The sequence below is a fragment of the Acidovorax sp. sif1233 genome (assembly GCF_019218755.1).
Taxonomy (GTDB): Bacteria; Pseudomonadota; Gammaproteobacteria; order Burkholderiales; family Burkholderiaceae_C; genus Acidovorax.
Map to the genome: position 1 here is coordinate 34,020 of NZ_JAHUWZ010000004.1, position 23,977 is coordinate 57,996.

At 68.4% G+C, this 23,977-nt stretch carries 22 protein-coding genes and 1 pseudogene; 17 read left to right on the forward strand and 6 right to left on the reverse strand.

The window, feature by feature from the left end; translation table 11 throughout:
* The first annotated feature begins 17 nt into the window (after positions 1-17).
* The 13 genes and pseudogenes from KW843_RS14530 to KW843_RS14585 all read left to right on the forward strand — a co-directional run bounded on the left by KW843_RS14530 (position 18) and on the right by KW843_RS14585 (position 12,308).
* Positions 18-1,190 (forward strand): L-rhamnonate dehydratase, encoded by a 1,173-nt coding sequence (locus KW843_RS14530; protein WP_218295869.1) that lies wholly within the window; start codon positions 18-20, stop codon positions 1,188-1,190.
* 10 nt (positions 1,191-1,200) lie between these two features.
* The gene (locus tag KW843_RS14535) at positions 1,201-2,130 is read left to right on the forward strand and encodes a dihydrodipicolinate synthase family protein (protein ID WP_218295870.1); all 930 of its coding nucleotides are present in this window, start codon (positions 1,201-1,203) and stop codon (positions 2,128-2,130) included.
* A 14-nt stretch (positions 2,131-2,144) separates the two neighbouring features.
* The gene (locus KW843_RS14540; RefSeq protein ID WP_218295871.1) at positions 2,145-2,483 is read left to right on the forward strand and encodes a hypothetical protein; all 339 of its coding nucleotides are present in this window, start codon (positions 2,145-2,147) and stop codon (positions 2,481-2,483) included.
* A complete protein-coding gene (locus KW843_RS14545; RefSeq protein WP_218295872.1) occupies positions 2,480-3,427 on the forward strand; it encodes an SMP-30/gluconolactonase/LRE family protein in 948 nt (315 codons plus the stop codon). The genes KW843_RS14540 and KW843_RS14545 overlap by 4 nt, the downstream gene beginning before the upstream one ends.
* Complete coding sequence (locus tag KW843_RS14550) at positions 3,424-4,374, forward strand: YncE family protein (protein WP_218295873.1); 951 nt, start codon at positions 3,424-3,426, stop codon at positions 4,372-4,374. The genes KW843_RS14545 and KW843_RS14550 overlap by 4 nt, the downstream gene beginning before the upstream one ends.
* Positions 4,371-5,135 (forward strand): cytochrome b561 domain-containing protein, encoded by a 765-nt coding sequence (locus KW843_RS14555; protein ID WP_218295874.1) that lies wholly within the window; start codon positions 4,371-4,373, stop codon positions 5,133-5,135. The genes KW843_RS14550 and KW843_RS14555 overlap by 4 nt, the downstream gene beginning before the upstream one ends.
* A 15-nt stretch (positions 5,136-5,150) precedes the next feature.
* Positions 5,151-6,245, forward strand: a complete 1,095-nt coding sequence (locus KW843_RS14560; RefSeq protein WP_218295875.1) for an ABC transporter ATP-binding protein — start codon at positions 5,151-5,153, stop codon at positions 6,243-6,245.
* A gap of 36 nt (positions 6,246-6,281) precedes the next feature.
* Positions 6,282-7,613: an ABC transporter substrate-binding protein gene (locus tag KW843_RS14565; protein ID WP_218295876.1), complete on the forward strand. Its 1,332-nt coding sequence runs from the start codon at positions 6,282-6,284 to the stop codon at positions 7,611-7,613.
* A gap of 10 nt (positions 7,614-7,623) precedes the next feature.
* Entirely contained in the window at positions 7,624-8,499 is an 876-nt protein-coding gene (locus tag KW843_RS14570; protein WP_218295877.1) for a carbohydrate ABC transporter permease, read from the forward strand.
* A 19-nt stretch (positions 8,500-8,518) separates the two neighbouring features.
* The gene (locus KW843_RS14575; protein ID WP_218295878.1) at positions 8,519-9,343 is read left to right on the forward strand and encodes a carbohydrate ABC transporter permease; all 825 of its coding nucleotides are present in this window, start codon (positions 8,519-8,521) and stop codon (positions 9,341-9,343) included.
* Positions 9,344-9,986: 643 nt separating this feature from the next.
* Positions 9,987-10,373 (forward strand): annotated as a pseudogene (locus KW843_RS27010) (methyl-accepting chemotaxis protein); the annotation flags it as partial.
* Positions 10,374-10,376: 3 nt separating this feature from the next.
* Positions 10,377-10,931: a cache domain-containing protein gene (locus KW843_RS27015; protein ID WP_370627781.1), complete on the forward strand. Its 555-nt coding sequence runs from the start codon at positions 10,377-10,379 to the stop codon at positions 10,929-10,931.
* Positions 10,932-10,961: 30 nt separating this feature from the next.
* On the forward strand, positions 10,962-12,308 hold the full coding sequence (locus KW843_RS14585; protein WP_218295880.1) for an ABC transporter substrate-binding protein: 1,347 nt from the start codon (positions 10,962-10,964) through the stop codon (positions 12,306-12,308).
* 176 nt (positions 12,309-12,484) lie between these two features.
* Here the strand turns inward: KW843_RS14585 and KW843_RS14590 are convergent, their stop codons facing one another.
* Entirely contained in the window at positions 12,485-13,429 is a 945-nt protein-coding gene (locus KW843_RS14590) for a LysR substrate-binding domain-containing protein (protein WP_218295881.1), read from the reverse strand.
* A gap of 25 nt (positions 13,430-13,454) precedes the next feature.
* The gene (gene apbC, locus KW843_RS14595; RefSeq protein ID WP_218295882.1) at positions 13,455-14,546 is read right to left on the reverse strand and encodes an iron-sulfur cluster carrier protein ApbC; all 1,092 of its coding nucleotides are present in this window, start codon (positions 14,544-14,546) and stop codon (positions 13,455-13,457) included.
* Positions 14,547-14,673: 127 nt separating this feature from the next.
* Between apbC and KW843_RS14600 the strand changes: the two genes are divergently transcribed.
* Together KW843_RS14600 and KW843_RS14605 are read left to right on the forward strand one after the other, a co-directional pair.
* The gene (locus KW843_RS14600) at positions 14,674-15,246 is read left to right on the forward strand and encodes a restriction endonuclease (protein WP_218296303.1); all 573 of its coding nucleotides are present in this window, start codon (positions 14,674-14,676) and stop codon (positions 15,244-15,246) included.
* 103 nt (positions 15,247-15,349) lie between these two features.
* Complete coding sequence (locus KW843_RS14605) at positions 15,350-16,624, forward strand: patatin-like phospholipase family protein (protein WP_218295883.1); 1,275 nt, start codon at positions 15,350-15,352, stop codon at positions 16,622-16,624.
* Between the two features lie 27 nt (positions 16,625-16,651).
* Here KW843_RS14605 and KW843_RS14610 read toward each other — a convergent pair whose 3' ends face one another.
* Positions 16,652-17,782, reverse strand: coding sequence for an SMP-30/gluconolactonase/LRE family protein (locus KW843_RS14610; RefSeq protein WP_218295884.1), 1,131 nt, complete (start codon positions 17,780-17,782; stop codon positions 16,652-16,654).
* A gap of 181 nt (positions 17,783-17,963) precedes the next feature.
* On the opposite strand from KW843_RS14610, the gene metG reads away from it, so the two are divergent.
* Complete coding sequence (gene metG / locus KW843_RS14615) at positions 17,964-20,078, forward strand: methionine--tRNA ligase (RefSeq protein ID WP_218295885.1); 2,115 nt, start codon at positions 17,964-17,966, stop codon at positions 20,076-20,078.
* 55 nt (positions 20,079-20,133) lie between these two features.
* Here the strand turns inward: metG and KW843_RS14620 are convergent, their stop codons facing one another.
* From KW843_RS14620 to KW843_RS14630, 3 genes are all read right to left on the reverse strand, one after another.
* A complete protein-coding gene (locus KW843_RS14620) occupies positions 20,134-20,778 on the reverse strand; it encodes a DUF2306 domain-containing protein (RefSeq protein ID WP_218295886.1) in 645 nt (214 codons plus the stop codon).
* Positions 20,779-20,847: 69 nt separating this feature from the next.
* On the reverse strand, positions 20,848-22,308 hold the full coding sequence (locus KW843_RS14625; RefSeq protein ID WP_218295887.1) for a HAMP domain-containing sensor histidine kinase: 1,461 nt from the start codon (positions 22,306-22,308) through the stop codon (positions 20,848-20,850).
* Complete coding sequence (locus KW843_RS14630; RefSeq protein ID WP_218295888.1) at positions 22,305-22,964, reverse strand: response regulator; 660 nt, start codon at positions 22,962-22,964, stop codon at positions 22,305-22,307. Before KW843_RS14630 ends, KW843_RS14625 begins: the two co-directional genes overlap by 4 nt.
* 217 nt (positions 22,965-23,181) lie before the next feature.
* Here KW843_RS14630 and KW843_RS14635 point away from each other — a divergent pair, with 217 nt between their 5' ends.
* Entirely contained in the window at positions 23,182-23,976 is a 795-nt protein-coding gene (locus tag KW843_RS14635; RefSeq protein ID WP_218295889.1) for a MipA/OmpV family protein, read from the forward strand.
* Position 23,977: the final 1 nt, after the last annotated feature.

Genomic DNA, 23,977 nt, shown 5'->3' on the forward strand with positions numbered 1-23,977 from the left:
GAAAAAAAGAAATCGCCATGAAAATCAAATCCGTCCGCGCGCGCGTCTACGAATGGAAGGGCAAGACCATCGCGCCCCAGGACAACTTCTGCGCCAACGCCATGGACCTCGTCTACTCCAGGACCGAGACCATGAGCACCTTCCGCTTCCACTCTTGGACCGTGGTGGAGATGGAGACCGATGACGGCATCGTGGGGCTGGGCAACGTGGCGCTGGCGCCGCGCATCGCCAAGGCCATCATCGACGAGTACCTCGCGCCGCTGGTCATCGGACAGGACCCCTGGGACTACGAGTACCTGTGGCAGCGCATGTACCGCGCCACCCATGCCTGGGGCCGCAAGGGCGTGACCATGGCCGCCATCTCGGCTGTGGACCTGGCCATCTGGGACATCCTGGGCAAGAGCGTGAACAAGCCGGTGTTCAAGCTGCTGGGCGGGCGCACCAAGGAAAAGATCCCCTGCTACTACTCCAAGCTCTACCGCACCGACCTGGACGCCATGCAGGCCGAAGCGCAGAAGTTCCTGGACCAGGGCTTCACCGCATTCAAGATGCGCTTCGGCTACGGGCCCGCCCATCTGCAGCAGGGCGTGCAGGAAAACCTCAGGTCCGTCGAGGCCGTGCGCGAGGTCATCGGCTACGACAACGACCTGATGCTCGAGTGCTACATGGGCTGGAGCCTCGAATACGCCAGGCGCATGCTGCCCAAGCTCGAGAAGTTCGAGCCCCGCTGGCTGGAAGAGCCCGTGATCGCCGACGACATCGACGGCTACGCCGAACTCAATGCCATGGGCAGCATCCCCATTTCGGGCGGAGAGCATGAGTTCAGCCTCTACGGCTTCAGGCAGCTGCTGGACAAGAAGGCCGTGAGCGTCGTGCAGTACGACACCAACCGCGTGGGCGGCATCACCGCCGCCCACAAGATCAACGCCCTGTGCGAGGCCCACAGCGTGCCGGTGGTGCCGCATGCGGGGCAGATGCACAACTACCACCTGACCATGAGCACGCTGGCCTCGCCCATGGCCGAATACTTCCCCATCTTCGATGTGGAGGTCGGCAACGAACTGTTCTGGTACCTCTTCGATGGCGAGCCCGTGGCGGAGAACGGTTTCCTGCAGCTCAGGGACGACGCACCGGGCCTGGGCCTCGCGCTCAAGACCGAGTACCTCGACCAGTTCCACATCGTCGGATAAGGGCTGCGGCATGCCTGGACGCTCCACCCCCCGCTACCGTGGCATCTTCCCCGTGGTGCCCACCACCTTCCACGAGGACGGCACGCTCGACCTGGCCAGCCAGAAGCGCTGCCTGGACTTCATGATCGACTCGGGCGTGGACGGCCTGTGCATCCTGGCCAACTTCTCCGAGCAGTTCCTGCTGTCGGACGAAGAACGCGAAACCCTCACCCGCACGGCACTGGAGCATGTGGCGGGTCGCGTGCCCGTCATCGTCACCACCACCCACACCAGCACCGCCGTCTGCGCCGCGCGCGGCCGCCGCGCACAGGACATGGGCGCGGCCATGGTGATGGTGATGCCGCCCTACCACGGCGCCACCTTCCGCTTCAGCGAGGCACGCATCCGGAGCTTCTTCCAGGGCGTGTCCGACGCCGTCGGCATCCCCGTCATGGTCCAGGACGCACCGGCCGCGGGCACGCCGCTGTCTGCGGCCTTCCTGGCCCGGATGGCGCAGGAGATCGAGCAGGTCTGCTACTTCAAGATGGAAACCGCGGGGGCGGCGAGCAAGCTGCGCGAGCTCATCGCGCTGGGCGGCGAGGCCATCGAAGGCCCCTGGGACGGGGAGGAGGCCATCACCCTGCTGGCGGACCTGGAAGCCGGGGCCACCGGATCGATGACGGGCGGCGGGTTCGCGGACGGCATACGCCCCATCATCGAAGCCCACCGCCAGGGCGACAGGGACCAGGCCTTCGCCGAATACCAGCGCTGGCTGCCGCTGATCAACCACGAGAACCGCCAGGCGGGCTTCCTGGCGGCCAAGACGCTGATGAAGGAAGGCCGCGTGATCGCCTGCGACGCACCGCGCGCGCCCTGGCCGCCCATGCACCCGGAGGTGCGCCGCCAGCTGCTGGCCATCGCACGCCCGCTCGATCCGCTGGTGCTGCGCTGGGCGCATTGAAAGCCCTGCCCGCCATGCGCCCTCGCGATCACCTCACCACCCGCAGGCCCCGGGCTGCCGCGTGGGCCAGCGATGACCGCCGCCCCGCCCACCCCACCGCCGCCGCGCCGCGCATCCGCCGCGAGGAAGCCTTTCGCCCCGTGGCCGGCGCGGTCCGCGCCAAGGGGGATGAAGGCACCCAGGGCAGGCCCTTCGTCGCCCTGCCCGCGGACTTTGCCGGGCCCCGCCTCCCGCACGCCGCGCGCTTCCAATGCCACAGCCAGGCCGGGATGGCGACAGCCAACCCGCCCACGGCGGGCACCCACTGCCACCTGCCGTCCGCCACGGCCAAGGCACACCACGCCCAGGGATGATCGTGACCGAATTCCTCGCTCCACCACCCCACATCCTGGATGCGCGCCTGGCCCCTGTCTTCGAGGGCGCGGCGCTGCGGCGGCTGTGCACGGGGGCCGCCTGGAGCGAGGGGCCGGTCTGGCTGCCCCAGGACGATTCGGTGCTGTGGAGCGACATTCCCAACAATCGCATGCTGCGCTGGTCCCCCGCCGACGGCATGAGCGTCTGGCGCGACCAGGTCGATTTCACCAACGGCCACGCGCTCGATGGCGCGGGCAACCTGCTGCATTGCTCCCACGGGCAACGCGCCATCGTGCGCACGCCCCAGGTCGGGGGGCGCCTGCATGCGGACACGCCCGATGAGGTGGTGGTCAGCCACTTCCACGGCAAGCGGCTCAACTCCCCCAACGACGTGGTGGTGCAGAGCAACGGCTGCATCTGGTTCACCGACCCGCCCTACGGCATCCTCGGCGACCGGGAAGGCCACAAGGCGCCCCCCGAGCTGGGCGGCAACTACGTGTTCTGCTACGACCCGTCGGACGGACAGCTGCACAAGGCGTCCGGGTTCCTGCAGGAGCCCAACGGCCTCGCTTTTTCTCCCGACGAAAGCCTGCTGTACGTGAGCGACACCTCGGCCGCGCTGCGCCCGGACGGCACGGGCCACCACCACATCGTGGTCTTCGACGTGCGGGAACACGCGCTGGAGGACCCCCGCGTGTTCGCCCGGGTCTCGCCGGGCGTGCCGGACGGTTTCCGCGTGGACCACCGCGGCCGGATCTACACCAGCAGCGAAGACAGCGTGCAGGTGCTGCACCCCGACGGAACGCTGCTGGGCAAGATTCCCGTGCCCGAGAAGGTGGGCAACGTGACCTTCGGGGGAACGCGCAGGGACACCCTCTTCATCGCCGCCAGCACCTCGCTGTACAGCATCGTTCTCAACACACGCGGAGCCCCCCGGCCATGACCGACGACGTCCTGCTTCTGGTGGAAAAGTGCAGCCACTGCCTGAGCTACTACGACATCGGCAGCGGTGAACGGCTGGCCAGCATTGCGCTGCCCGACTTCCCGCACGAGTTCGTGATCGACTCGCACCAGGCCTATGCCTACATCGGCCACTATGGCGTGGAAACCTCGGGCCATCCGGGCGCTGGCGGCACACAGATCCTTCAGGTGGACATCGCCCGCAGGAAGCTGGTGCGCTGCATCGACATCGCCCCCTTCAACCGGCTGCACGGCATGCAGATGGACACACAGGATCGCCTGTACGCGCTCAGCGAAGACCGAGCGCAACTCGTGGTCCTGGACCATCCCGCCACGGACACGGCCCCGCGCAGGGCCGCGAGCACCGGGGGCATCAAGAGCCACCTGTTCGCGCTCACCCGCGACGGACAGACAGCCTATGCGATGAACCTGCTGTCGCACACCGTGACCAGGATCCGGCCCCACGATGCCACGGTGGCTCCCGTGGCCTGCGCTCCCGGCGAGAAACCCGAAGGCTATGCGCTGAGCGGGGACGAGAAGACGCTGTACGTGAGCTGCCGCTTGAGCAACACGCTTTGCGCGATCGACACCGCGACCATGCAGGTCAAGGACCGGGCGCCCTCGCGCGACGATCCCACGCGCCTGTACCTGTACCGGGACGGCCGGCTGGTGGTCACCAACTACGGCGAACGCAGCCTGTCCGTGGTGGACCCCGCCACGCTGCGGGAGCTGGCCCACGTGCCGATGGAGGCGCGGGCCATCGCCCTGAGCTTCCACCCGTCGCGGCCGCTGGCCTTCGTGAGCCAGGACAACGACCTGCTGGGCTGCCTCAACATGGAGACGCTGCAGTTCGAACGCTGGATCGCGACCCAGCGCGAGCCGGATGTCTCGCGCGTGCTGTCCCGCTTTCCTGCACGGGGCGGTGCATGAACGGCCTCATGCAGTGGCTGCTGACGCCCATCAGCGGAGCGGCGCACCACGAGATCGCGCCGTGGGCTTTCTGGCACGCCCGCCTCATGGTTCTGGCCTGGGCCATCCTGCTGCCGCTGGGTGTGCTGGTTGCGCGCTTCTTCAAGATCATGCCCGGCCAGGACTGGCCGGCGGTGCGCGACAACAAGACCTGGTGGCACGCGCACCGCGTGCTGCAGTACGGCGGCATGGCGCTGATGCTGGCAGGCATCGGGCTGGCCTGGGGCAACGCCCGCGGCGTGAGCCAGGCCGCGGCATGGCACGCCATTCTGGGGTGGGGGGTGCTGGGGCTGGGGCTCATGCAGCTGGCATCGGCGTGGGCCAGGGGCAGCAAGGGCGGCCCCACCGACGTGCGGCTGCGCGGAGACCACTACGACATGACCCCGGGGCGCGTGGCCTTTGAATCCGTGCACAAGGCCGGAGGCTATGCCGCCATTCTTCTGTCGATCGCCACGATCGTCCTGGGCCTGGTGGTGGCCGACGCGCCCCGCTGGATGGGGCTGGCGCTCGCGCTGTGGTGGCTGCTGCTGGCGAGCGCATTCGTGGTCCTGCAGCGCCAGGGGCGGTGCATCGACACCTACCAGGCCATCTGGGGCCCCGGCAGCGGCACGGCCGCCAGCCGCAAGCGGCCCGTGGGCTGGGGCATCAGGCGCTACACGGCGGCCCAGTGGCAGCGGAAATTCGGGCAGCGCCACACGCCCGGCCGCACTCCACAACGATAGATGACGGGAGCACCCATGGCAGGACTGGAGCTACGTAACGTGGTCAAGCGTTTCGGCGAGGTGACCGTCGTCCAGCAGATGGACCTGGCGATCCACGAGGGCGAATTCGTCGTGCTGCTGGGCGAATCGGGCTGCGGGAAAAGCACGACGCTGCGGATGATCGCGGGGCTGGAGGAGGTGACGCAGGGGCAGATCCTGATCGGCGACAGGGATGTGACCCATGCCGCGCCCATGGACCGCGACATCGCCATGGTGTTCCAGAACTATGCGCTGTACCCCCACATGAACGTGGCGGAGAACATGTCCTTTGCGCTGCGCCTGTCCGGCCGGCCCTACGCCGAGATCTTCGAGAAGGTCAGGTCCGCGGCCCGCATCCTGAGCATCGAACACCTGCTGGAACGCAAGCCCAGGGAGCTGTCTGGCGGCCAGCGCCAGCGCGTGGCCATCGGGCGCGCCATCGTGCGGGAACCCAAGGTTTTCCTGTTCGACGAACCGCTGTCCAACCTGGATGCCAAGCTGCGCGGCCACATGCGGGCGGAACTGGCCATCCTGCACGAGCGCCTGGGAAAGACCACGGTGTATGTGACCCACGACCAGGTCGAGGCGATGACGCTCGCCTCGCGCATCGTGATCTTCGACAAGGGGGAGATCCAGCAGATCGGCACCCCCTCCGACGTCTTCACACGCCCGGCCAGCCTGTTCGTGGCGGGGTTCATCGGCACGCCGACCATGAATTTCTTCCGGGCCCGCTACAGCCAGGAACATGGCCTCAAGCTGCTTCGCGGAGAAGGCTTCGCGTGGATCGCGCCGGACTGGCTGGTGGCACAGGCCCCACGGGCGGACCAGTCGCTCACGCTGGGCCTGCGCCCCCAGGCGCTGCACCCTTCCAACGCGGGCGTGAGCCTGCTCAGCCTGCAGGTGGACGTCGTGGAGTACCTCGGCACCGAAAGCCAGGTGGTGGGACACATGAACACTCCCTCCGGCCAGCGCGTGGCCGCCATGCTGCCGGGCAACGCGCAGGACCGGCTGCGCCAGCGGGTCGACCTGAGCTTCGACCCGCAGGACATGCACGTTTTCGACACCGCCTCGGGGCGCTCCCTGCGCCCCTGACACACACCGCGACACCCCCACCCAGGAGACAAGACCATGAAAAGACGCGATTTCGTAACGAAAACCAGTGCCACGGTGTTCGGTGCCAGCCTGCCCTTGAGCGGAATCCGTGCGCAGAGCCGCTATTCCAGGTACGCGGGCCAGACGGTCACCTTCAGCGTGCCGGCCCATCCCCACTACGACGCGATGATGAAGATCCTGCCGGATTTCACCAGGGAAACCGGGATCAAGGTGGAAACCGACCGCCTGGCCATGGGGCGCATGAAGGAAAAGCAGCTGCTGGAGATGGCCAAGCCGCAGGGCGACTACGACCTGGGCTGCTACGTCGTGATGTGGAAGGGCGAGTACGTCGCCAAGAATCTCATCCGGCCGCTCGACCCGTTCCTGCAGAACCCCGCCCTGGCGGACCCCGCCTACGACATCAAGGACATCATTCCGGTCTATCTCGAAAACCTGGGGCTCGTGGGGGGCCCCAAGGGTTACCTGGCGGGGCCGGGCGCCAAGCTCTACGGTCTGCCCTATGGCGCGGAAACCTCGGTGCTGGCCTACCGCAAGGACATCTTTGCCAAGCACGGCCTCAAGGTGCCCGAGAACTATGCGGAGTTCGCGCAGTTGCTGCGCGTGATCAAGGACAAGGAGGGTATCGGCGCGCTGGCGTCCCGGGGCCAGGCGGGCCATCAGGCCGTGCACGCCTGGCTGCTGCACCTGAACCCGCTGGGCGGCAGCGTCTTCGACGATCAATGGCGCGTGCGCTTCAATGACAAGGCGGGCGTGCAGGCGCTCAAGTTCCTGCAGGAAGTGGTGGCCACGGGCCCCGCGGGCATCGCGGGGTATGGCCAGGGGGAAAGCAACACGGCCTTCCTGCAGGGCCAGGCCGCCATGTACCTGGACTCCACCTCCCTCGCCGGGCTGGTGAACGACCCGGCCAAGTCCCGCATCGCCGGCAAGGTCAGCTGGGCCCTGCACCCCATGGGAACGCGCCGCTCCTCCCAGTCCGGCGGGCTGGGCCTGGCCATCGCCAAGAACGCGAAGAACGCCGATGCGGGCTTCCTGCTCATGCAGTGGCTCACCTCCAAGGCCCAGGACAAGGCCGTCACCCGGGCGGGCGGCGCGCCCACCCGCAACTCCACGCTGGCCGACACCGACCTGGTGCGGCAGTACCCGGAGTTCATCACCTTCAAGGATGCGCTCAAGTACTCCAACCCCGACTGGCGGCCCATCATCGCGGTGTGGGACAAGATCAACGTGCAGGCGCTCGGGGTCGGCATCTCCGAGGCCCTGACCGGCAAGAAGACGGCCGAGGCAGCGCTCAATGATCTGGTGGCCCCGGTCATGCAGATCATGCGTGAAGCCGGGTACAAAGTCTGAGGCGCCCGCCATGCGCACCCCTTCCTGGGTTCCGCTCCTCTACGTGGGGCCTGCCGCCGCGATCATGGCGGCAGCGTGCCTCTACCCGGTCATCTCGGCCTTCCAGCTGGGGCTCTACGACTGGAGCATGGGCACCCCCTGGAGCGCGGCCCGCTGGGTGGGCCTGGATGCATTCTCCGCGGCGTTCAGCAATCCCCGGGTGTGGTCGTCGCTCTGGACAACCCTGCTGTTCGCCGGCGTCTGCGTCACCGCCGAGATGCTGCTGGGCATTGCGCTGGCACTGGCGCTGGAGCGGCCGGTGCGGGGCACGGCGGTCTTTCGCACCTTGTTCATCCTGCCCATGATGATCGCGCCCATTGCCGTGGGCCTGGCCTGGCGCTACATGTTCGACGCGCAGTTCGGGCTCATCAACGCCGTGCTCGGCCTGCTCAGGATCGCCCCCCTGACCTGGCTGGCGGATCCCACGCTCGCGTTCGCCGCCATCGTGATCGCGGACGTCTGGCAGTGGACGCCCTTCGTCTTCATCATGATGGTGGCCGCCCTGGCGAACGTGGACAGCGCGGTCATCGAGGCCTCGCGGATCGACGGGGCGAACTGGTGGCAGATGACCACCCTCGTCAAGCTGCCCATGATCGCGCACGTGATCGCCATCACGCTGATGATGCGGCTGGTGGATGCCTTCCGGGTTCTCGAAGTGATCTACGTGCTGACATTCGGCGGCCCGGGCGACTCCACCGAAATCCTCGCGCTGCACATCTACAAGACGGCCTTCGTGGGCCAGCAGCTGGGCGTGGCCGCCGCCATCTCCGTGCTGCTGCTCGTGGTGGTGGCCGTGCTGTCATGGATCGCCCTGCGCATCTCGAACCCTCTGGACAACGAGAAGTAACCGGGAACGCGAGATGCCCATGAAACGCTCTCCCCTGCTCGCCACCGCGCACTACGCCATGCTGGTCGGCCTGGCCGTGCTGTGCATCGCCCCCATCGCGGTCATCTTCGCCACCAGCCTGCGCCAGCAGGTGGACATCTTCGCCGAGCCGCTGAACTTCATCTTCACCCCCACCCTGGAGAACTACCGGGCCGTCCTGCAGGAAGACAAGTTCGACCGGTATCTGTACAACAGCCTTTTTGTCGGGCTCATTTCCACGGCCGCCACCCTGGTGCTGGGCTGCATGGCGGCCTACGGCCTCGCGCGGTTCCGCTTCCCCGGCCGGCGCGCGCTGGCCTACACCACCTTGCTGCTGCGCACCGTGCCGCTGGCGGTCATGGCCATACCGGTCTTCCTGATCTGGAACGAATGGCACCTGGTCAACAGCCTGTGGGGCCTGATCCTGCTGTACGTGGCGGTCAACCTGCCATTCACGATCTGGCTGCTCTATGGCTTCGTGCTGCAGGTCCCCGTGGAGCTGGAAGAGGCAGCCGCCATCGACGGCTGCGGCCCCCTGCGCGTGTTCACCAAGGTGCTGCTTCCGCTCATGGCGCCCGGGCTCGCCGCGGCCTCGATCTTCACCTTCCGCATCGCCTGGAACGAGTTCATCCTGGCGCTGGTGCTCACCGATCGCCACTCGCGCACCCTGCCCGTGGCGGCCTCGCTTTTCGTCACCGACATGGGGGTGGACTGGGGGCGGGTCATGGCCATGGGCAGCCTCATCGCCATTCCCCCGCTGATCTTCACCTTCGTGGCGGCACGCCAGATCATCACCGGGCTCACGGCAGGCGCCGTCAAGGGCTAGGGACGCACCCTGGCCTGCATTCCCCCGCTTACCGCCCCACCCCATGAGATTCGTCCAGACATTGCGCATTTCGCAGAAGCTGCTCCTCTTCGCGCTCCTGCTGGTGGCGTGCTTCTTCCTCGGGGCCTGGCAGGTCGCGCGCTGCCTGCTGGCGATCTCGCATTTCGGCGCGGCGCTGCCAGACGCCGATCCCGTCGTGGAAAGCGCAGCCGCCGCGCTGCGGATACTGGCCCTGACCAGCGCCGTGGTGGCGGGGGGCTGCCTGGCCCTGGCATGGTGGATTGGCCGCGCGCTGCGCACGCGCGTCGCCGTCGCCCGCAAATTCACGGACGATGTGCGCATCGGCAACCTGACGAGCCTGATTCACGACGCGCAGCGCGACGAGTTCTCGCCCTTGATGGCAGCCATGCGCGAAATGCAGGAATCCCTGACCAGGGTCGTCACCAAGGTCAGGGCGGGCGCGCAGGAGGTGGCCCTGGCCAGCGACGAGATATCCCAGGCGAACACCGATCTGTCCGCACGGACGGAACGCCAGGCGCTGTCGCTGAAGGACACCACGGACGCGGTGGAGGCGTTCGCCAGCAGCGCCCTGCTGGTGGGGCAGAAGGCGGATGCGGGCAACGCCATCGCGCAGCAGACCGCCATGGCGGGAGACCACGGCAACCGTGCCTTCGCGTCCGTGCAGCAGACCATGCAGGAAATTGCGTCGGACTCCGCGCGGGCCTTCGACATCATCGCGCTCATTGACGGGATCGCGTTCCAGACCAACATCCTCGCCCTGAACGCGGCCGTCGAGGCGGCACGCGCCGGCGAGCAGGGCCGGGGCTTTGCCGTGGTCGCCAGCGAGGTGCGCGCGCTGGCGCAGCGCAGCGCCAGCGCGGCCAAGGACATCAAGGCGCTGCTGACCCGCGGCAACGCCCGCATCGAAACCGGCGCGACCCTGGTGCAGACGGCCGCCCAGCAGCTGGGCGGCATGACCGAGGCCATACAGCGGGTGACGCAGATCATGGCGGAGATCGCCCATTCCAGCCAGATGCAGCGCGAGAGCGTGGGCAAGGTCATCGAGTCCGTGGAGCTGATTGACCAGGCCACGCAACAGAACGCGGCCCTGGTGGAGCAGACCGCCTCCGCCTCGCAGCAACTGCGGGCGCAGGCCGCGCGCCTCGTCGGGTCGGTGAACGTGTTCACGCTCAACGGGAGCCCGTCCGAAGCCGAAGAGCAGGTGCGAAGAGCCGTGGACCTGATCCGCGACATCGGCGCCGAGAAGGCCTACCGCGAATTCACGCACGGCACCTCGTTCAAGGACCGGGACCTGTACATCACGGTCTACGACTTCAACGGCCGCAATCTCGCGCACGGAGCCAATCCCGCCAACGTCGGAAAGGTCCTCATCGACATGCGCGACGCGAATGGCGTGGCGATCGTCAGGAACTCGCGCGACCTGGCCACGCAAAGGGGCTCTGGATGGTCCGCGCCGTACCACATCCTGAATCCGGTCACCCAGAAGATCATGGTCAAGAAGGCGTTTGTCCAGCGTGTGGGAGAGACCTTCGTCTCGTCCGGAATCTACGCCGTGGACCTGGATTGATCGACGCTCCCCCCGAGACAGGAAAACCCCATGCAACGCAGACTGCTCGTCCAATCGCTGTGCGCCGCCACCATCCCCGCCTTCTTCCCGGGGGCATCGCGCGCCCGGAACAGGTATGCCCCCTACCGGGGCCAGAAGCTCAGGATCAGCATCCCCAGGCACCACCACTACGACGCCGCCACGAAACTGTTCCCCACGTTCACCAGCGAAACCGGCATTCAGGTCGAGTTTGAACAGCTCCCCATCGCGGAGATGAAAAAGAGGCAGTTGGAGGAGATGGCCAAGCCGCAGTGCGACTTCGACCTCGTGTCGTATGTGGTGATGTGGAAAGGCGAGTACGTCAAGAAGCGCCTCATCCGGGATATCGAGCCCTACCTGAACAACCGGCAGCTCACCCCCGAGGACTTCGACCTGCCCGACATCATCGCGGGATTCCGGGAGAACATCGGCCTGGTCGGGGGATGGAAAGGCTATCTGGCCGGCGGGGCCGCCAAGCTCTATGGGCTGCCCTATGGAGCCGAGACCTCGGTGCTGGCCTACCGGCACGACATCTTCGAGAAGTTCAACCTGAAGCCGCCCGAGTCGTACTTCCAGCTGGAACAGCTGCTGCCGCTCCTGCGGGAAAAGACCGCCATGGGGTCGCTGGCCTCGCGCGGCAAGGAAGGCCACCAGTGCGTGCATGCCTGGCTGTTGCACCTGAACCCGCTCAATGGCGGCGTGTTCGAGAACAACTGGCAGCCCCGCCTGCATGATTCGGCCGGAGTCCGCGCCGCCAACCTGCTCAAGAAGATCATCGACACCGGCCCTCCCAACGCGCTGGCGGCGGGCCAGACGGAGATGCTCAATGCGTTCCTGCAAGGGCAGGCCTCCATGTACCTGGACTCGACCCTCATCTTCGGTGCGGTCCGCGACGAGAAGATCTCGAAGATCAATGGCAAGGTAAGTTATGTGCGCCATCCCCGCGGCGCGCGCTATGCGTCCCAGACCGGAGGCCTGGGACTGGCCATCCCCGCCCAGTCGAAGAACCCGGACAGCGCATTCCTGCTGATGCAATGGCTCACCGCCAAGCAGCAGGACAAGTCGGTTTGCCACCTGGGCGGCGTGCCCCACCGGCTGTCCACCCTGGCCGACCCCGACCTGGGGAGGAAATACCCCGAGTTCCAGATGCTCCTGCGCAGCATCGGGGATGCCAACCCCAACTGGCGGCCCATCATTCCGGAGTGGGACACCATCAATACCGACATACTGGGCAAGAGCATCCACGAGGTGATTTCAGGCAAGCAGCCCGCAGAGACGGCGCTGGCGCAGGCCGCGAAGGCGGTGGCCGACCTGATGCGCCGCGAAGGGTACCTCACCCCCCCGCCACCGGTCCGCTAGTTCCGCTGGTCCGGCTTGCGGCGCCCCTGCTTCGCCGTCATGAGTTTCACGCTGCTCAAGCTGGCGAAGCGCCGGCTTTCATCACCTGGCATCCCGTGTGGCGGCCGGGGCAGCCACGGTGCAGGCCGTCCCGAGCGCCGCACGGGCTCAGCCGGCAAGGCCCTAGAGTCCTGCGGCTACGCCGCCAGCAATCCGCTGTGCGCGGCGGCGTGGCGCAGCCAGTCGGCATCCTGCGCCAAGGCCAGCGCGGCATCGAGCGCGCGGGTGGGCTGCACCTGGCGGTGCGACATGAAGCCGATGGGCGTGGTGAGCACGGGCGCCAGGAGAGGCAGCGCCTCCAGCCCGTCATGGCCCCGCACCGCATCCACCAGCGCGCCCGGCAGCACGCTGCACAGGTTGCCGGCCACCACGCTCAAGGCCAGCGTGAGAACCGAATCGGTTTCCATGGCGGGCCGCACCGTGGCCCCCGCGCTGCGGAAGGCGCCATCCACCAGGCTGCGGTTGTGCATCTCGGGCGTGAGCAGGCACAGCGGCAGGCGCGCCGCCTCGGCCCAGCCAACGGGCCCGCCCATCTGCAGGCCGTGCTCTTTCGGGCTGCTGGCCCGCCGCAGCAGGAAGTAGTGCTCCACGTACTGCGGCCAGGCCCGCAGTTGGCCGCCGCGCGCGGGCATCCGCTCGGTGTAGCCCAGCGCGAGGTCCAGGGAAATACTCTCCAGCCCCGCCTCCAGCGCCTGCGAGCTCATGGACAGCGCGACGGGCGCGATGCCGGGGTGCCGCGCCTGCAGCTGCGCCGCAAACCGCGCCAGGATGGGCATGGCCGTGGGCACGGCGCCCAGGCGCAAGGTGCCGCGCGGATGGGCGGCATCGCTCAACAGATCCTGCTGCAGCACCTGGTGTTCATGCAGCATGCGCTGGGCCGAGGCCAGCACACGCTCCCCCTCGGGCGTGAAGCCCTCGAAGCTGCGGCCCCGGCGCACCACCACCACCCCAAACTCTTTTTCCAGCGCCCGCAGCGCGTTCGACAGCGCGGGTTGCGTGATGTGGCAGGCCTGCGCCGCCCGGCCGAAGTGCCGGTGCTCGTGCAGCGCCACGAGGTAGCGCAGGGACGCGAGCAGGTTCATGGCACAGTGCGGCAGCCGAAGGAGATCAGGTGTTCTTGCTGATCGAGATGGTGGGGAACTTGTTGGAGAAGTCCTTGGCCTGCTGGGCGATCTTCACCGCCACGTCGCGCGCCACCTTCTTGTAGATCTTGGCCACGTCCCCGTCGGGGTCGGCCACCACGGTGGGCTTGCCGCTGTCGGCCTGCAGGCGGATGCTCATGTCGAGCGGCAGCGCGCCCAGGTAGTCCATGTGGTAGTCGGCCGCCATCTTCTTGCCGCCGTCGGCGCCAAAGATGTGCTCCACATGGCCGCAGTTGCTGCACACGTGGGCGGCCATGTTCTCGACGATGCCCAGGATGGGCACGCCCACCTTCTCGAACATCTTGATGCCCTTCTTGGCGTCCAGCAGCGCGATGTCCTGCGGGGTGGTGACGATCACGGCGCCGGTCATGGGCACGCGCTGGGACAGCGTGAGCTGGATGTCGCCGGTGCCCGGCGGCATGTCGATGATGAGGTAGTCGAGGTCTTTCCAGTTGGTCTGGCGCAGCAGCTGCTCCAGCGCCTGGGTGGCCATGGGGCCGCGCCAGATCATGGCTTCGTCCTGGTCCACCAGGAAGCCGATGGACATGACCTGCACGCCATAGTTCTCCAGCGGCTCCATGGTCTTGCCGTCGTCGCTTTCGGGGCGGCGGTTGATGCCCAGCATCATGGGCTGGCTGGGGCCGTAGATGTCGGCGTCGAGCACGCCCACGCTGGCGCCCTCGGCAGCCAGCGCCAGGGCCAGGTTGGCGGCCGTGGTGCTCTTGCCCACGCCGCCCTTGCCCGAGGCCACGGCGATGATGTTCTTGACCTGGGGCAACAGCTGCACGCCGCGCTGCACGGCGTGCGCGATGACCTTGGTGGTGATGTTGACCGACACGTTCTCCACGCCTGCAATCCCCTTGGCGGCAGCCACGAGACTGCGGCGCAGCTCGGGCACCAGGCTCTTGGCGGGGTAGCCCAGTTCCACGTCGAAGGCCACGTCGCCGCTGGTGATCTGCACGTTGCGCAGGGCCCGGGTGCTGACGAAATCCTTGCCGGTGTGGGGGTCCAGCACGCTGGAAAGTGCGGCCAAGAGGCCCTGTTCGGTGACTGCCATTCAATAATCTCCAGAAGAGGCGGGTAGTCTATCCAAGCGCCGTGCCCTCCGCGTCTGAAGGACAATGCGCCGCGTTGCCGCCGCCTGCGCCCAAAACCGAAAGAAAAGGACCCCCGTGAAATTCAAGATGGCCGAAAAGTCCCTGTTTGCCATGCTGCTGCGCTCGCCCTGGTGGGTCAGCTTCGTGGTGGTCGGCCTCATTGTCCTGGCGGCGGGCGCCCTCTTGCCCAAGGAGTACTTCGTGGTGGGAGCGCTCGCGGGTTTCCCCATCTTCGTGGTGGGCTGCATCGCGGCCTGGAAGCAGCTGCGCGCCCCCAACCCGGCCCAGGTGGCCGACATGCTGGAGGCCGTGGGCAGCATGCCCTGGCGCAGCTTTGCCGACACCCTGGCATCCGCCTGGACCCGGGCGGGCTACACCGTGGAGCGGATCAACGGCAACAACGCCGGGGCCGACATGCGCCTGACCCTGAGCGGCAAGACCACGCTGGTGAGCGCCAAGCGCTGGAAGGCCGCCACCCATGGCGTGGAGCCCCTGCGCGAACTGCACGCGGCCATGGTGGCCAGCGACGCTCCGGCGGGCATCTATGTGGCGGCCCTGGGGCAGGTCAGCGACAACGCGCGCCTGTATGCCCGCGACCATGGGATCGCCGTGCTGCAGGGCGATGCAGTGGCGGCCCTGCTGCTGAGCAGCCGGCGCTGATCCACGCCCCGCCGGCCCGCCCCGCAGCCCGCCATGCGGGTTTTCCCAGATGGAGCGACCGGTGGCGGACTCCACACTTGGCACATCACCCACCCCTTCGACGATGCCATCGATCAGCCCCCCCACCGACGCTTGCGCCCCCGCTCCCGCGGCCCCGCCCGCCCGCCCCACCGGCCTGCTGCTGACCGGCGGCGGTGCCCGCGCCGCCTACCAGGTGGGCGTGCTGGAGGCGATCGCCGACATCCGCAATGCCTGTGGCGCGGGCGGCGGGCCCAATCCGTTTCCCATCATCACGGGCACCTCCGCGGGCGCCATCAACGCGGCGGCGCTGGCCTGCGGGGCCGACAACTTCGACCGCGCGGTGCGCCGCATCGCACGCGTGTGGCGCCAGTTCCATGCCAGCCAGGTGTATGGCGCCGATTCGCTGTCCGTGATGCGCAGCGGGGCGCGCTGGCTCACGCTGCTGTCCATGGGCTGGGCGCTGGCGCGGTGGCGCCGCATGCGGCCCCGGTCGCTGCTGGACAACTCGCCCCTAGAGAAACTGCTGGTGAAGATGGTGCCCCTGGTGCGCCTGCCCCGGCTCATCCGCAAGGGGCACCTCACCGCGCTGGCGGTCACGGCATCGAGCTACAGCTCGGGCGAGCACGTCACGTTCTTCGAATCCAACGCGCCGGTGCAGCCCTGGGTGCGCTCGCAGCGCAAGGCCGCGCGCGACCGCATCACGCACGAGCACCTGCTCGCGTCCTCGGCCATTCCGTTCATCTTCCCGGCCAAGGGCATCACGATCGACGACCATACCGAGTACTTCGGCGATGGCTCCATGCGGCAGTCGGCCCCGATCGCGCCCGCCATCCACCTGGGGGCCGAGCGCATCCTGGTGATCGGCGCGGGCCGCATGCACGAGCCCCGGGGCGACGCCGCGGCCAACCCCACGCCCAGCTACCCCACGCTCGCGCAGATCGCGGGGCATGCGCTGTCCAACATCTTTCTGGACGCGCTGGCGGTCGACGTGGAGCGGGTGCAGCGGGTCAACCAGACGCTGTCGCTGATCCCCCCCGACGTGCGCGCGCACAGCGCGCTGCGGCCCATCGAACTGCTGGTGATCGCGCCTTCGCAGCGGCTCGACGCGGTGGCCGCGCGCCACGTGGGCGATCTGCCGGCCCCCGTGCGCGCCATGCTGGCGGCGCTGGGCGTCACGTCCAACATGGCGGATGTGCGCGGCGCGGCGCTGGCCAGCTACCTGCTGTTCGAATCCGGCTACACGCAAGAGCTGATGGCCCTGGGCCGGGCCGACACGCTAGCCATGCGCGCCGAGGTGTGCCGCTTTTTCGGCTGGACCGACAGCGGCGCGGACATTCAGACCCGCGAGCACGCCTGAAGGGCCGCCGGTCCGCCCCGGCGTCCGCTACCGCGCCTTGAGCACGTCCTTGCGCAGCCAGCCCAGGCCGTGCGCGTGCAGGCTCTGCACATACAGCCGGTCCGCCGTCTCGGTGATGGCCGTGGTTTCCGGGTAGGCACCCGCCGGGTCCTGCAGGTCGGCCACCACCTTGCCGTCGTCGGTGAACGCGATCACGTGGCCGTACGGCTGGGGGATGGGCCACAGCGCACGCGGCAGGCGCAGTGTCAGGCTGCGCAGCCAGGGCTTGCCGGCCATGTTGTCGATGGCCGCGCCGCGCGGCTTGGCAAAGCCCAGCCAGATGCGGCCGTCCATCCCGCGCATCAGGTTGTCGGGGTAGCCGGGCAGGTTGTCGAGCAGCACGCTGGCCTGGGCTCCGGGCAGGCTGATGTCCAGGTCGTTCGCGTCCACCGCGATCTTCCACACCCTGTACTTGCCGGTTTCGTTGACGAACAGGCTCTTTTCGTCCTGGCTGAGCGCCACGCCGTTGGCGAAGCTCAGGCCCCGGGCCACCACGCGCGTGGCGCGAGTCGCGGGGTCGTACTCCAGCACCCGGCCCGTGCTGGCCTGCTCCAGGATGTCGAGCACGCTGGCCTCGAAGGTGCCGCCCCAGTCCTTGGGGGCAAAACGCGTGGAGGCGTCGCTCAGGTACATCTTGCCGCTTTGGGCCACCACCACGCCGTCGGCATAGCGGATGGGATCGCTGCCCACCTTGTCGGCCAGCACGGTGACCTTGCCATCGGGCGCGATGGACAGCAGGCCCTTGACCGCATCGGCCGCGATGAGGTGGCCCGCCGCGTCGAAGTCAAAGCCCAGCACCCGCCCGCCGGTATTGGCAAAGACCTCCTGGCCCGATCCATCGGGGTTCATGCGCAGGATGTTGCCGCTGAGCACCGTGGTGTAGAGCTTGCCGTCCCTGCCCACGGCGATGTGCTCGGGGCCGACCTCGCCGTGGAGGTCGATCACCTGCAGCTGGGCCAGCCGCGTGTTGGGCGCATGCACGCCCTGGTAGCCGGGCGCGGGCGGGGCGCTCCAGGCCACGGGCCGGATGGGCACGGGCCACCATGCCAGGTAGGCCGCCAGCACCAGCACGGCGCCAGCGGCGCTCCATCCCAGTCTCCTCACCAGCTTCTTTGCCATCGGCGTTCCTCCGTTGTGGTCGGTGCCAGGCATTGTGGGCCCGGCGAGCCCCCGCGCACCCTGCCCGGGGCCCGTTCGCTGGCACCTGCGCGACCCGCGCGCGGGGCTGGAGCGCCCGCGGCCGCGAGGCAGGGCGCCAAACGCCTAAAATCGCGGGTTCCGCCTGAGAAAGCCGCTTTTCATGACGTCATCCGCACGCAAACTCTTCGTCACCACCGCCCTGCCCTACGCCAACGGCAACTTCCACATCGGCCACATCATGGAATACATCCAGGCCGACATCTGGGTGCGGTTCCAGCGCATGCAGGGCCACGCGGTGAACTTCGTGGGCGCCGACGACACGCATGGCGCGCCCATCATGATCGCCGCCGAGAAGGCGGGCGTCACGCCACAGCAGTTCGTGGCCAACATCGCAGCGGGCCGCAAGCAGTACCTGGACGGCTTTCACATCAGCTTCGACAACTGGCACAGCACCGACGCGCCAGAGAACCACGAGCTGGCCCGCCAGATCTACCGCGACCTGCGCGACCGCGCCGACGGCTCGCTGATCGAGGTGCACACCATCGAGCAGTTCTTCGACCCCGAGAAGAACATGTTCCTGCCCGACCGCTACATCAAGGGCGAATGCCCCAAGTGCCATGCCAAGGACCAGTATGGCGACAACTGCGAGGTGTGCGGCACGGTGTACGCGCCCACCGACCTGATCAACCCGTTCTCGGCCTTGTCCGGCGCCAAGCCCGAGCTGAAGAACTCCGAGCATTTCTTTTTCAAGCTCTCGGACCCGCGCTGCGTGGAGTTCCTGGAGAAGTGGACGCAGGACGGCAAGCTGCAGCCCGAGGTGGCCAACAAGATCAAGGAATGGTTCACCGTGCGCACCAATCCGGACGGCACGACCAGCGAAGGCCTGGGCGACTGGGACATCAGCCGCGACGCGCCCTACTTCGGCATCGAGATCCCCGACGCGCCGGGCAAATACTTCTACGTGTGGCTCGACGCCCCCGTGGGCTACCTGGCCTCGCTCAAGAACTGGTTCGACAAGGGCGGCCCCAAGGCAAAACACGGCGACACCCGCTCGTTCGACGAATACATGGCCGCTGCCGACACCGAGCAGTACCACTTCATCGGCAAGGACATCGTCACCTTCCACACGCTGTTCTGGCCCGCCATGCTGCACTTCAGCGGCCGCAAGACGCCCGACAACGTGTTCGTGCATGGCTTTCTCACCGTGAACAACGGCGAGAAGATGAGCAAGAGCCGGGGCACCGGCCTGGACCCGCTCAAGTACCTGAGCCTGAACATGAACGCCGAATGGCTGCGCTACTACCTGGCGGCCAAGCTCAGCGCGCGCAACGAAGACATCGACTTCAACGCCGAGGACTTCATGCTGCGCGTGAACAGCGATCTGATCGGCAAGTACGTGAACATTGCCAGCCGCGCTGCGGGATTCCTGACCAAGCGCTTCGACGGCAAACTCACCAGCGACTTCGGCGCCACGGGCGCGTCCCTGCTGGCCGAGGTGCGCGGTGCCAGCGGCGCCATCGCGCAGATGTACGAAACCCGCGAGTACAGCAAGGCCACGCGCGAGATCATGCAGCTGGCCGACAAGGTCAACGCCTATGTGGACCAGAACAAGCCCTGGGACCTGGCCAAGGACGCGGCCAACAACGAGGCGCTGCACCAGGTCTGCTCGGTGCTCATCAACACCTTCGCCGCGCTCACGCGCTACCTGGCGCCCGTGCTGCCGGGCCTGGCCCAGGCCGTGCAAGGCTTTGTGGGTGTGGACATGCGGCAGTGGGACGTGGCGGGCGACGTGCAGGCGATCACCCCCTACCAGCACCTGATGCAGCGCGTGACCCCCGAGCAGCTGGAAGCATTGTTTGAGGCTCCAGCGCAGGCAGAACAAGCGCCAGTAGCTACTGAAACAATAGCATCCCCCGGCGGCGAGGAACTGGCCCCCACCATCACCATCGACGACTTCACCAAGATCGACCTGCGCATCGCGCTGATCGTGAATTGCGAGCCGGTCGAAGGCTCCACCAAGCTGCTGCGCCTGACGCTGGACGTGGGCGAAGGCCGCACGCGCAATGTCTTTTCAGGCATCGCCAGCGCCTACCAGCCCGCCGACCTGATCGGCAAGCACACGGTGATGGTGGCCAACCTCGCGCCGCGCAAGATGAAGTTCGGCGTCTCCGAAGGCATGGTGCTGGCCGCCAGCCATGGCGACGAGAAGGCCAACCCCGGCATCTACGTGCTCAACCCCTGGCCCGGCGCCACGCCCGGCATGCGGGTGCGCTGAAGCACTGCAACGGCCGCGCCGGCCGTTGCCTTCCCGGGCCCCGCCGCTCGTTCGCTCACAGCGATGCCAGCGGCGGCGACCGCTGCGGCCGGCCCGCGCGCAGCGCCTGTCGCCGCAGGTACCACTCGGCGCCCAGCAGGTTTGGCACCCAGCACAGCCAGGCGATGAAGGGGTAGGACACCTGCTCATCCACCCCCAGGGCCATGCTGCCCCCCAGGTAGACGCGCAGCGTGATGGCTGCCGCCGTGAGCGCATAGCTGCGCACCATCCAGCGCCGGTGCTCGGCAAAACGGCGCTGCAGCGCGCGCAGCAGGCCCATGCCGGTCGCCACGATCCAGGCCACGCCCAGCGCCAGGAAACCCAGGACGGCCACGGGACCCGTCATCGCATCCAGTGCCAGGGGCAGCGACGAGAGCCAGCCCACCGCAATCGCCGCCACATACCCGCGCCCCACCCAGCGGTGCAGGGCCGGAAACCGGGTGCGCCATGCCGCCATCAATTGCAGCGGGCCCAGCATCAGTGCCAGCGATGCGCTGACCGCGTGCACCACGAAAGCCCGGGGCGCCGACTGCAGGCTGGGCAGGTCCATCGGGAAGGGCATGCCGGGCAGCGCATAGCGCAACGAGACAATGCCGACGGCCAGGGCCGACAGCGCGAGCAAACCCCAAGCCAGGGCGGGGGCGAGAGTACGTGGAGACATGGCAACTTTCTGTGAAATGGAAGTCCATCCACTCTAGAAATTGCGTCTGAGCCCCGTGTTAGCAGCGCCTTAGGCGGGTGTTAGCAGCGGCGCGGGCGCGGGCTGGGGCGGGGGCAGATGCACCCGCGCCAGCAGGCCCGCGGCGCCGTCGTCCCGCGCCCGCAGCTCCACCCGCAAGCCCTGGCGCAGCGCTGCCGCGCGGGTGATGGCCAGGCCCAGCCCGCTGCCGTCGGCGTCGTTGCCGGGCACGCGGAAGAAGCGATCAAAGACCCGCTCCAGCAGGTCTGGCGGAATGCCCGGGCCGGTGTCCATGATGTCCACCACGGCGCCGCTGTCCAGCCGGTGCAAGCGCACCTCCACCGCACCGCCCTCAGGGGTGTAGCGCAGGGCGTTGTCCAGCAGGTTGTCGAAGACGCTGCGCAGCTCGCTGGCGGCGGCGTGGACGGCCACCTGCCCGTCTCCGGCAAAACCCACGTCGATGCGCCGCTGGTCCGCCAGCGGCATCAGCTGGCCCACGCTGTCGCGCAGCAAGGCAGTGATGTCAACGGGCGCGGCGGATGCCTGCGCAGCCACCGGTGCCTCCTGGCGCGACAGGCGCAGCAACTGGCCGACCAGGTGCCGCGCCCGGCGCATGCCCGCGTCCAGTTGCGCGAACTGCTGCTGCGCATCGCCCGCAGGCACGAAGGGGCGCAGGTTCTCCAGCTGCAGCGCCATCGCGGCCATGGGCGTGCGCAGCTCGTGGGCGGCGTCCTGCACAAAGCGGCGCTGCGCGGCAAAGGCCTCGCCCAGGCGCGCCAGCAGTGCATTGAAGGAACCCACCAGGGGCACGATCTCCTCGGGCACGCGGTCCATGCGGATGGCGCCCAGGCTGCGGTCGTCGCGCTGGGCCACTTCATCGGCCACCAGGCGCAGCGAGCGCGATGCGCGCCCCACCACCAGCCACAGCGTGAACAGCAGCGCCGGTACCAGCAGCGCCATGGGCACGATGACGTACAGCGTGCGCACCGCCACTTCTTCCTGCAGGAATTTCTCGCTTTGCAGCACCTGCACGCGGCGCTGGTGCGGCCCGGCCGCTGGCGCGGTGTAGACGCGCCACCCAGGCGCCCAGGCATCGTGGGTGCGCAGCAGACCGTGCCCTGGCGCGGCCTGCAGTGGCACACCGGTGTCGGGCCGCGACGTGGCCAGCAGCCGCCCGTCGGCCGACCACACCTGCACGGCAAAGGCGCCCCAGTCCAGGATGTTGGTATCGCTGAGCAGCGGCAGGGGCTCGACCCCGTGGCCAGCGTCCCGGCCGTCGCCGCCATCGCTGGTGCCCGCCGGCCCCTGCCCGCCGGCTGCAGGGGAACGCGCCAACACCTCCATCTGGTACTGCATGAAGGTGTGGATGAGCGCGCTGTAGCTCGCCCAGAACGCACAGCCCGCCACCACGGCGCCCACCAGGATCCAGGGCGCGAGCCACAGCAGGATCTGCCCGCGCAGGGACCGGGGGCGGTACCAGCGGGCCGCGTGCTCGCGCACCGGCCCCGTCATGGCGCCGCCACCCGCCAGCCCAGGCCGCGCACGTTGCGGATGGCGTCGGGCCCGAGCTTGCGGCGCATGCCGTGGATGAGCACGTCCACCGCGTTGCTACTGACCTCCTCGCCCCAGCCGTAGATGCGGTTTTCCAGCTGCTCGCGCGACAGGATGGCGCCGGGGCGCTCCAGCAGCGCATGCAGCAGCGCGAATTCGCGGGCGGTGAGGGCCTCGCGGGCGCCGCCCTGCAGCACCTCGCGCGTGGCCAGGTCCAGCTGCAGGGCACCATTGCCCACCAGCGACTGGGCCACGCCGCTGCGCCGGCGTACCACGGCGCGCATGCGGGCCAGCAGCTCGGCCACCTCGAAAGGTTTGAGCAGGTAATCGTCGGCACCGATGTCCAGGCCGTGCACGCGGTCCTCGACACCGTCGCGCGCGGTGAGCACCACCACCGGCGTGAGGTCGCCGCGCACACGGGCGCGGCGCAGCACCTCGGTGCCGTCGAGCCCCGGCAGGCCCAGGTCCAGCAGCACGCAGCTGTAGTCGCCATCGGCGAGGGCGCTGTGGGCCAGTTCGCCGTTGCGCACCCAGTCCACGGACCAGCCCGCCCCCTTGAGCGCATGCGACAGGCTGCGCCCGATCATGTCGTCGTCTTCCACCAGCAGTGCGCGCAACAGGGTTCTCCTTGGGGCCTTCAGGGCGGTGCACAGCGTAGCGCGGAATTCTTAACCCGCCATGAGCGCGGCGCCCACCCAGGGCGGCGCAGGGCTAACCCGGCGCTAAGAAAGCATTCCTACAGTGGACCGGCCCCCTGCCTGCGGCGTGCGGCCCGCAGGCACGCCCGGCCTGGCCCGCCCCTTTTCTTTTTTCTTCTTTCTGGAACCCGAACCCATGACGCACTGCCTTCGCCTGCCCTCCCCCACCCACCACACCCTGCCGGGCCGCACGGCGGTCATCGCGGCCACCCTGGCGGCGCTGGCGCCCGCCGCCGCCTGGGCGCAGCAGGACGCCCCCACCTCCACCTGGGGCGCGGGCCTGGCCGTCAGCGCCGACCGCAAGCCCTACCGCGACTTCGACGACAAGGCGCAGCCGCTGCCCCTGCTCACCTACGAAAACCGCTGGGTCCACATTGCCGGCCCGGGCGTGGATGTCAAGCTGCCGCCGGCCGGCCCCGTGGGCCTGCGGCTGCGGTCGCGCTTCGGTTTCGAGGGCTACGAGGCCAAGGACTCGCCCTTTCTGACCGGCATGCAGGAGCGCAAGGGCAGCCTCTGGCTGGGCGCGGCCGCCAGCTGGGACACGGGGCCGGTGCAGCTTTCGGCCGAGCTGCTGGCCGATGCCTCCGGCCACAGCAAGGGGCGCCAGTTCACGCTGAAGGCCGAGCGCCGCTTCCAGCTCGGTGCGTGGGACATCACCCCCCGCGTGTCGGTGCAGCGGCAGGACCGCAAGTATGTGGACTACTACTACGGCGTGGAAGGCGCGGAGGCCCGCGCAGGCCGCCCGGCCTATGAAGGCAGCTCCGCCGTGAACCTGCAGGCCGGCCTGCGCGTGGGCTACGCGCTGGCGCCGCGGCAGTGGATGTTCGTGGACGTGAGCAGCACGCGGCTGGCCAGCGCGATCAAGAACAGCCCGCTGGTCAACAGATCGAGCCAGCCGGCGGTGACGGCGGGCTGGCTTTACCGGTTCTGAG

Bases quoted from the DNA above. Each gene is read 5' to 3' on its own strand.
- KW843_RS14535 (WP_218295870.1), top strand. From the start codon at position 1,201: ATGCCTGGACGCTCCACCCCCCGCTACCGTGGCATCTTCCCCGTGGTG.
- KW843_RS14585 (WP_218295880.1), top strand. From the start codon at position 10,962: ATGCAACGCAGACTGCTCGTCCAATCGCTGTGCGCCGCCACCATCCCC.
- KW843_RS14565 (WP_218295876.1), top strand. From the start codon at position 6,282: ATGAAAAGACGCGATTTCGTAACGAAAACCAGTGCCACGGTGTTCGGT.
- KW843_RS14570 (WP_218295877.1), top strand. From the start codon at position 7,624: ATGCGCACCCCTTCCTGGGTTCCGCTCCTCTACGTGGGGCCTGCCGCC.
- KW843_RS14555 (WP_218295874.1), top strand. From the start codon at position 4,371: ATGAACGGCCTCATGCAGTGGCTGCTGACGCCCATCAGCGGAGCGGCG.
- KW843_RS14625 (WP_218295887.1), bottom strand. From the start codon at position 22,308: ATGACGGGGCCGGTGCGCGAGCACGCGGCCCGCTGGTACCGCCCCCGG.
- KW843_RS14635 (WP_218295889.1), top strand. From the start codon at position 23,182: ATGACGCACTGCCTTCGCCTGCCCTCCCCCACCCACCACACCCTGCCG.
- KW843_RS14550 (WP_218295873.1), top strand. From the start codon at position 3,424: ATGACCGACGACGTCCTGCTTCTGGTGGAAAAGTGCAGCCACTGCCTG.
- KW843_RS14560 (WP_218295875.1), top strand. From the start codon at position 5,151: ATGGCAGGACTGGAGCTACGTAACGTGGTCAAGCGTTTCGGCGAGGTG.
- KW843_RS14530 (WP_218295869.1), top strand. From the start codon at position 18: ATGAAAATCAAATCCGTCCGCGCGCGCGTCTACGAATGGAAGGGCAAG.
- KW843_RS14620 (WP_218295886.1), bottom strand. From the start codon at position 20,778: ATGTCTCCACGTACTCTCGCCCCCGCCCTGGCTTGGGGTTTGCTCGCG.
- KW843_RS27015 (WP_370627781.1), top strand. From the start codon at position 10,377: ATGCAGCGCGAGAGCGTGGGCAAGGTCATCGAGTCCGTGGAGCTGATT.
- KW843_RS14540 (WP_218295871.1), top strand. From the start codon at position 2,145: ATGCGCCCTCGCGATCACCTCACCACCCGCAGGCCCCGGGCTGCCGCG.
- KW843_RS14575 (WP_218295878.1), top strand. From the start codon at position 8,519: ATGAAACGCTCTCCCCTGCTCGCCACCGCGCACTACGCCATGCTGGTC.
- metG (WP_218295885.1), top strand. From the start codon at position 17,964: ATGACGTCATCCGCACGCAAACTCTTCGTCACCACCGCCCTGCCCTAC.
- KW843_RS14545 (WP_218295872.1), top strand. From the start codon at position 2,480: ATGATCGTGACCGAATTCCTCGCTCCACCACCCCACATCCTGGATGCG.
- KW843_RS14590 (WP_218295881.1), bottom strand. From the start codon at position 13,429: ATGAACCTGCTCGCGTCCCTGCGCTACCTCGTGGCGCTGCACGAGCAC.
- apbC (WP_218295882.1), bottom strand. From the start codon at position 14,546: ATGGCAGTCACCGAACAGGGCCTCTTGGCCGCACTTTCCAGCGTGCTG.
- KW843_RS14610 (WP_218295884.1), bottom strand. From the start codon at position 17,782: ATGGCAAAGAAGCTGGTGAGGAGACTGGGATGGAGCGCCGCTGGCGCC.
- KW843_RS14605 (WP_218295883.1), top strand. From the start codon at position 15,350: ATGCCATCGATCAGCCCCCCCACCGACGCTTGCGCCCCCGCTCCCGCG.
- KW843_RS14600 (WP_218296303.1), top strand. From the start codon at position 14,674: ATGGCCGAAAAGTCCCTGTTTGCCATGCTGCTGCGCTCGCCCTGGTGG.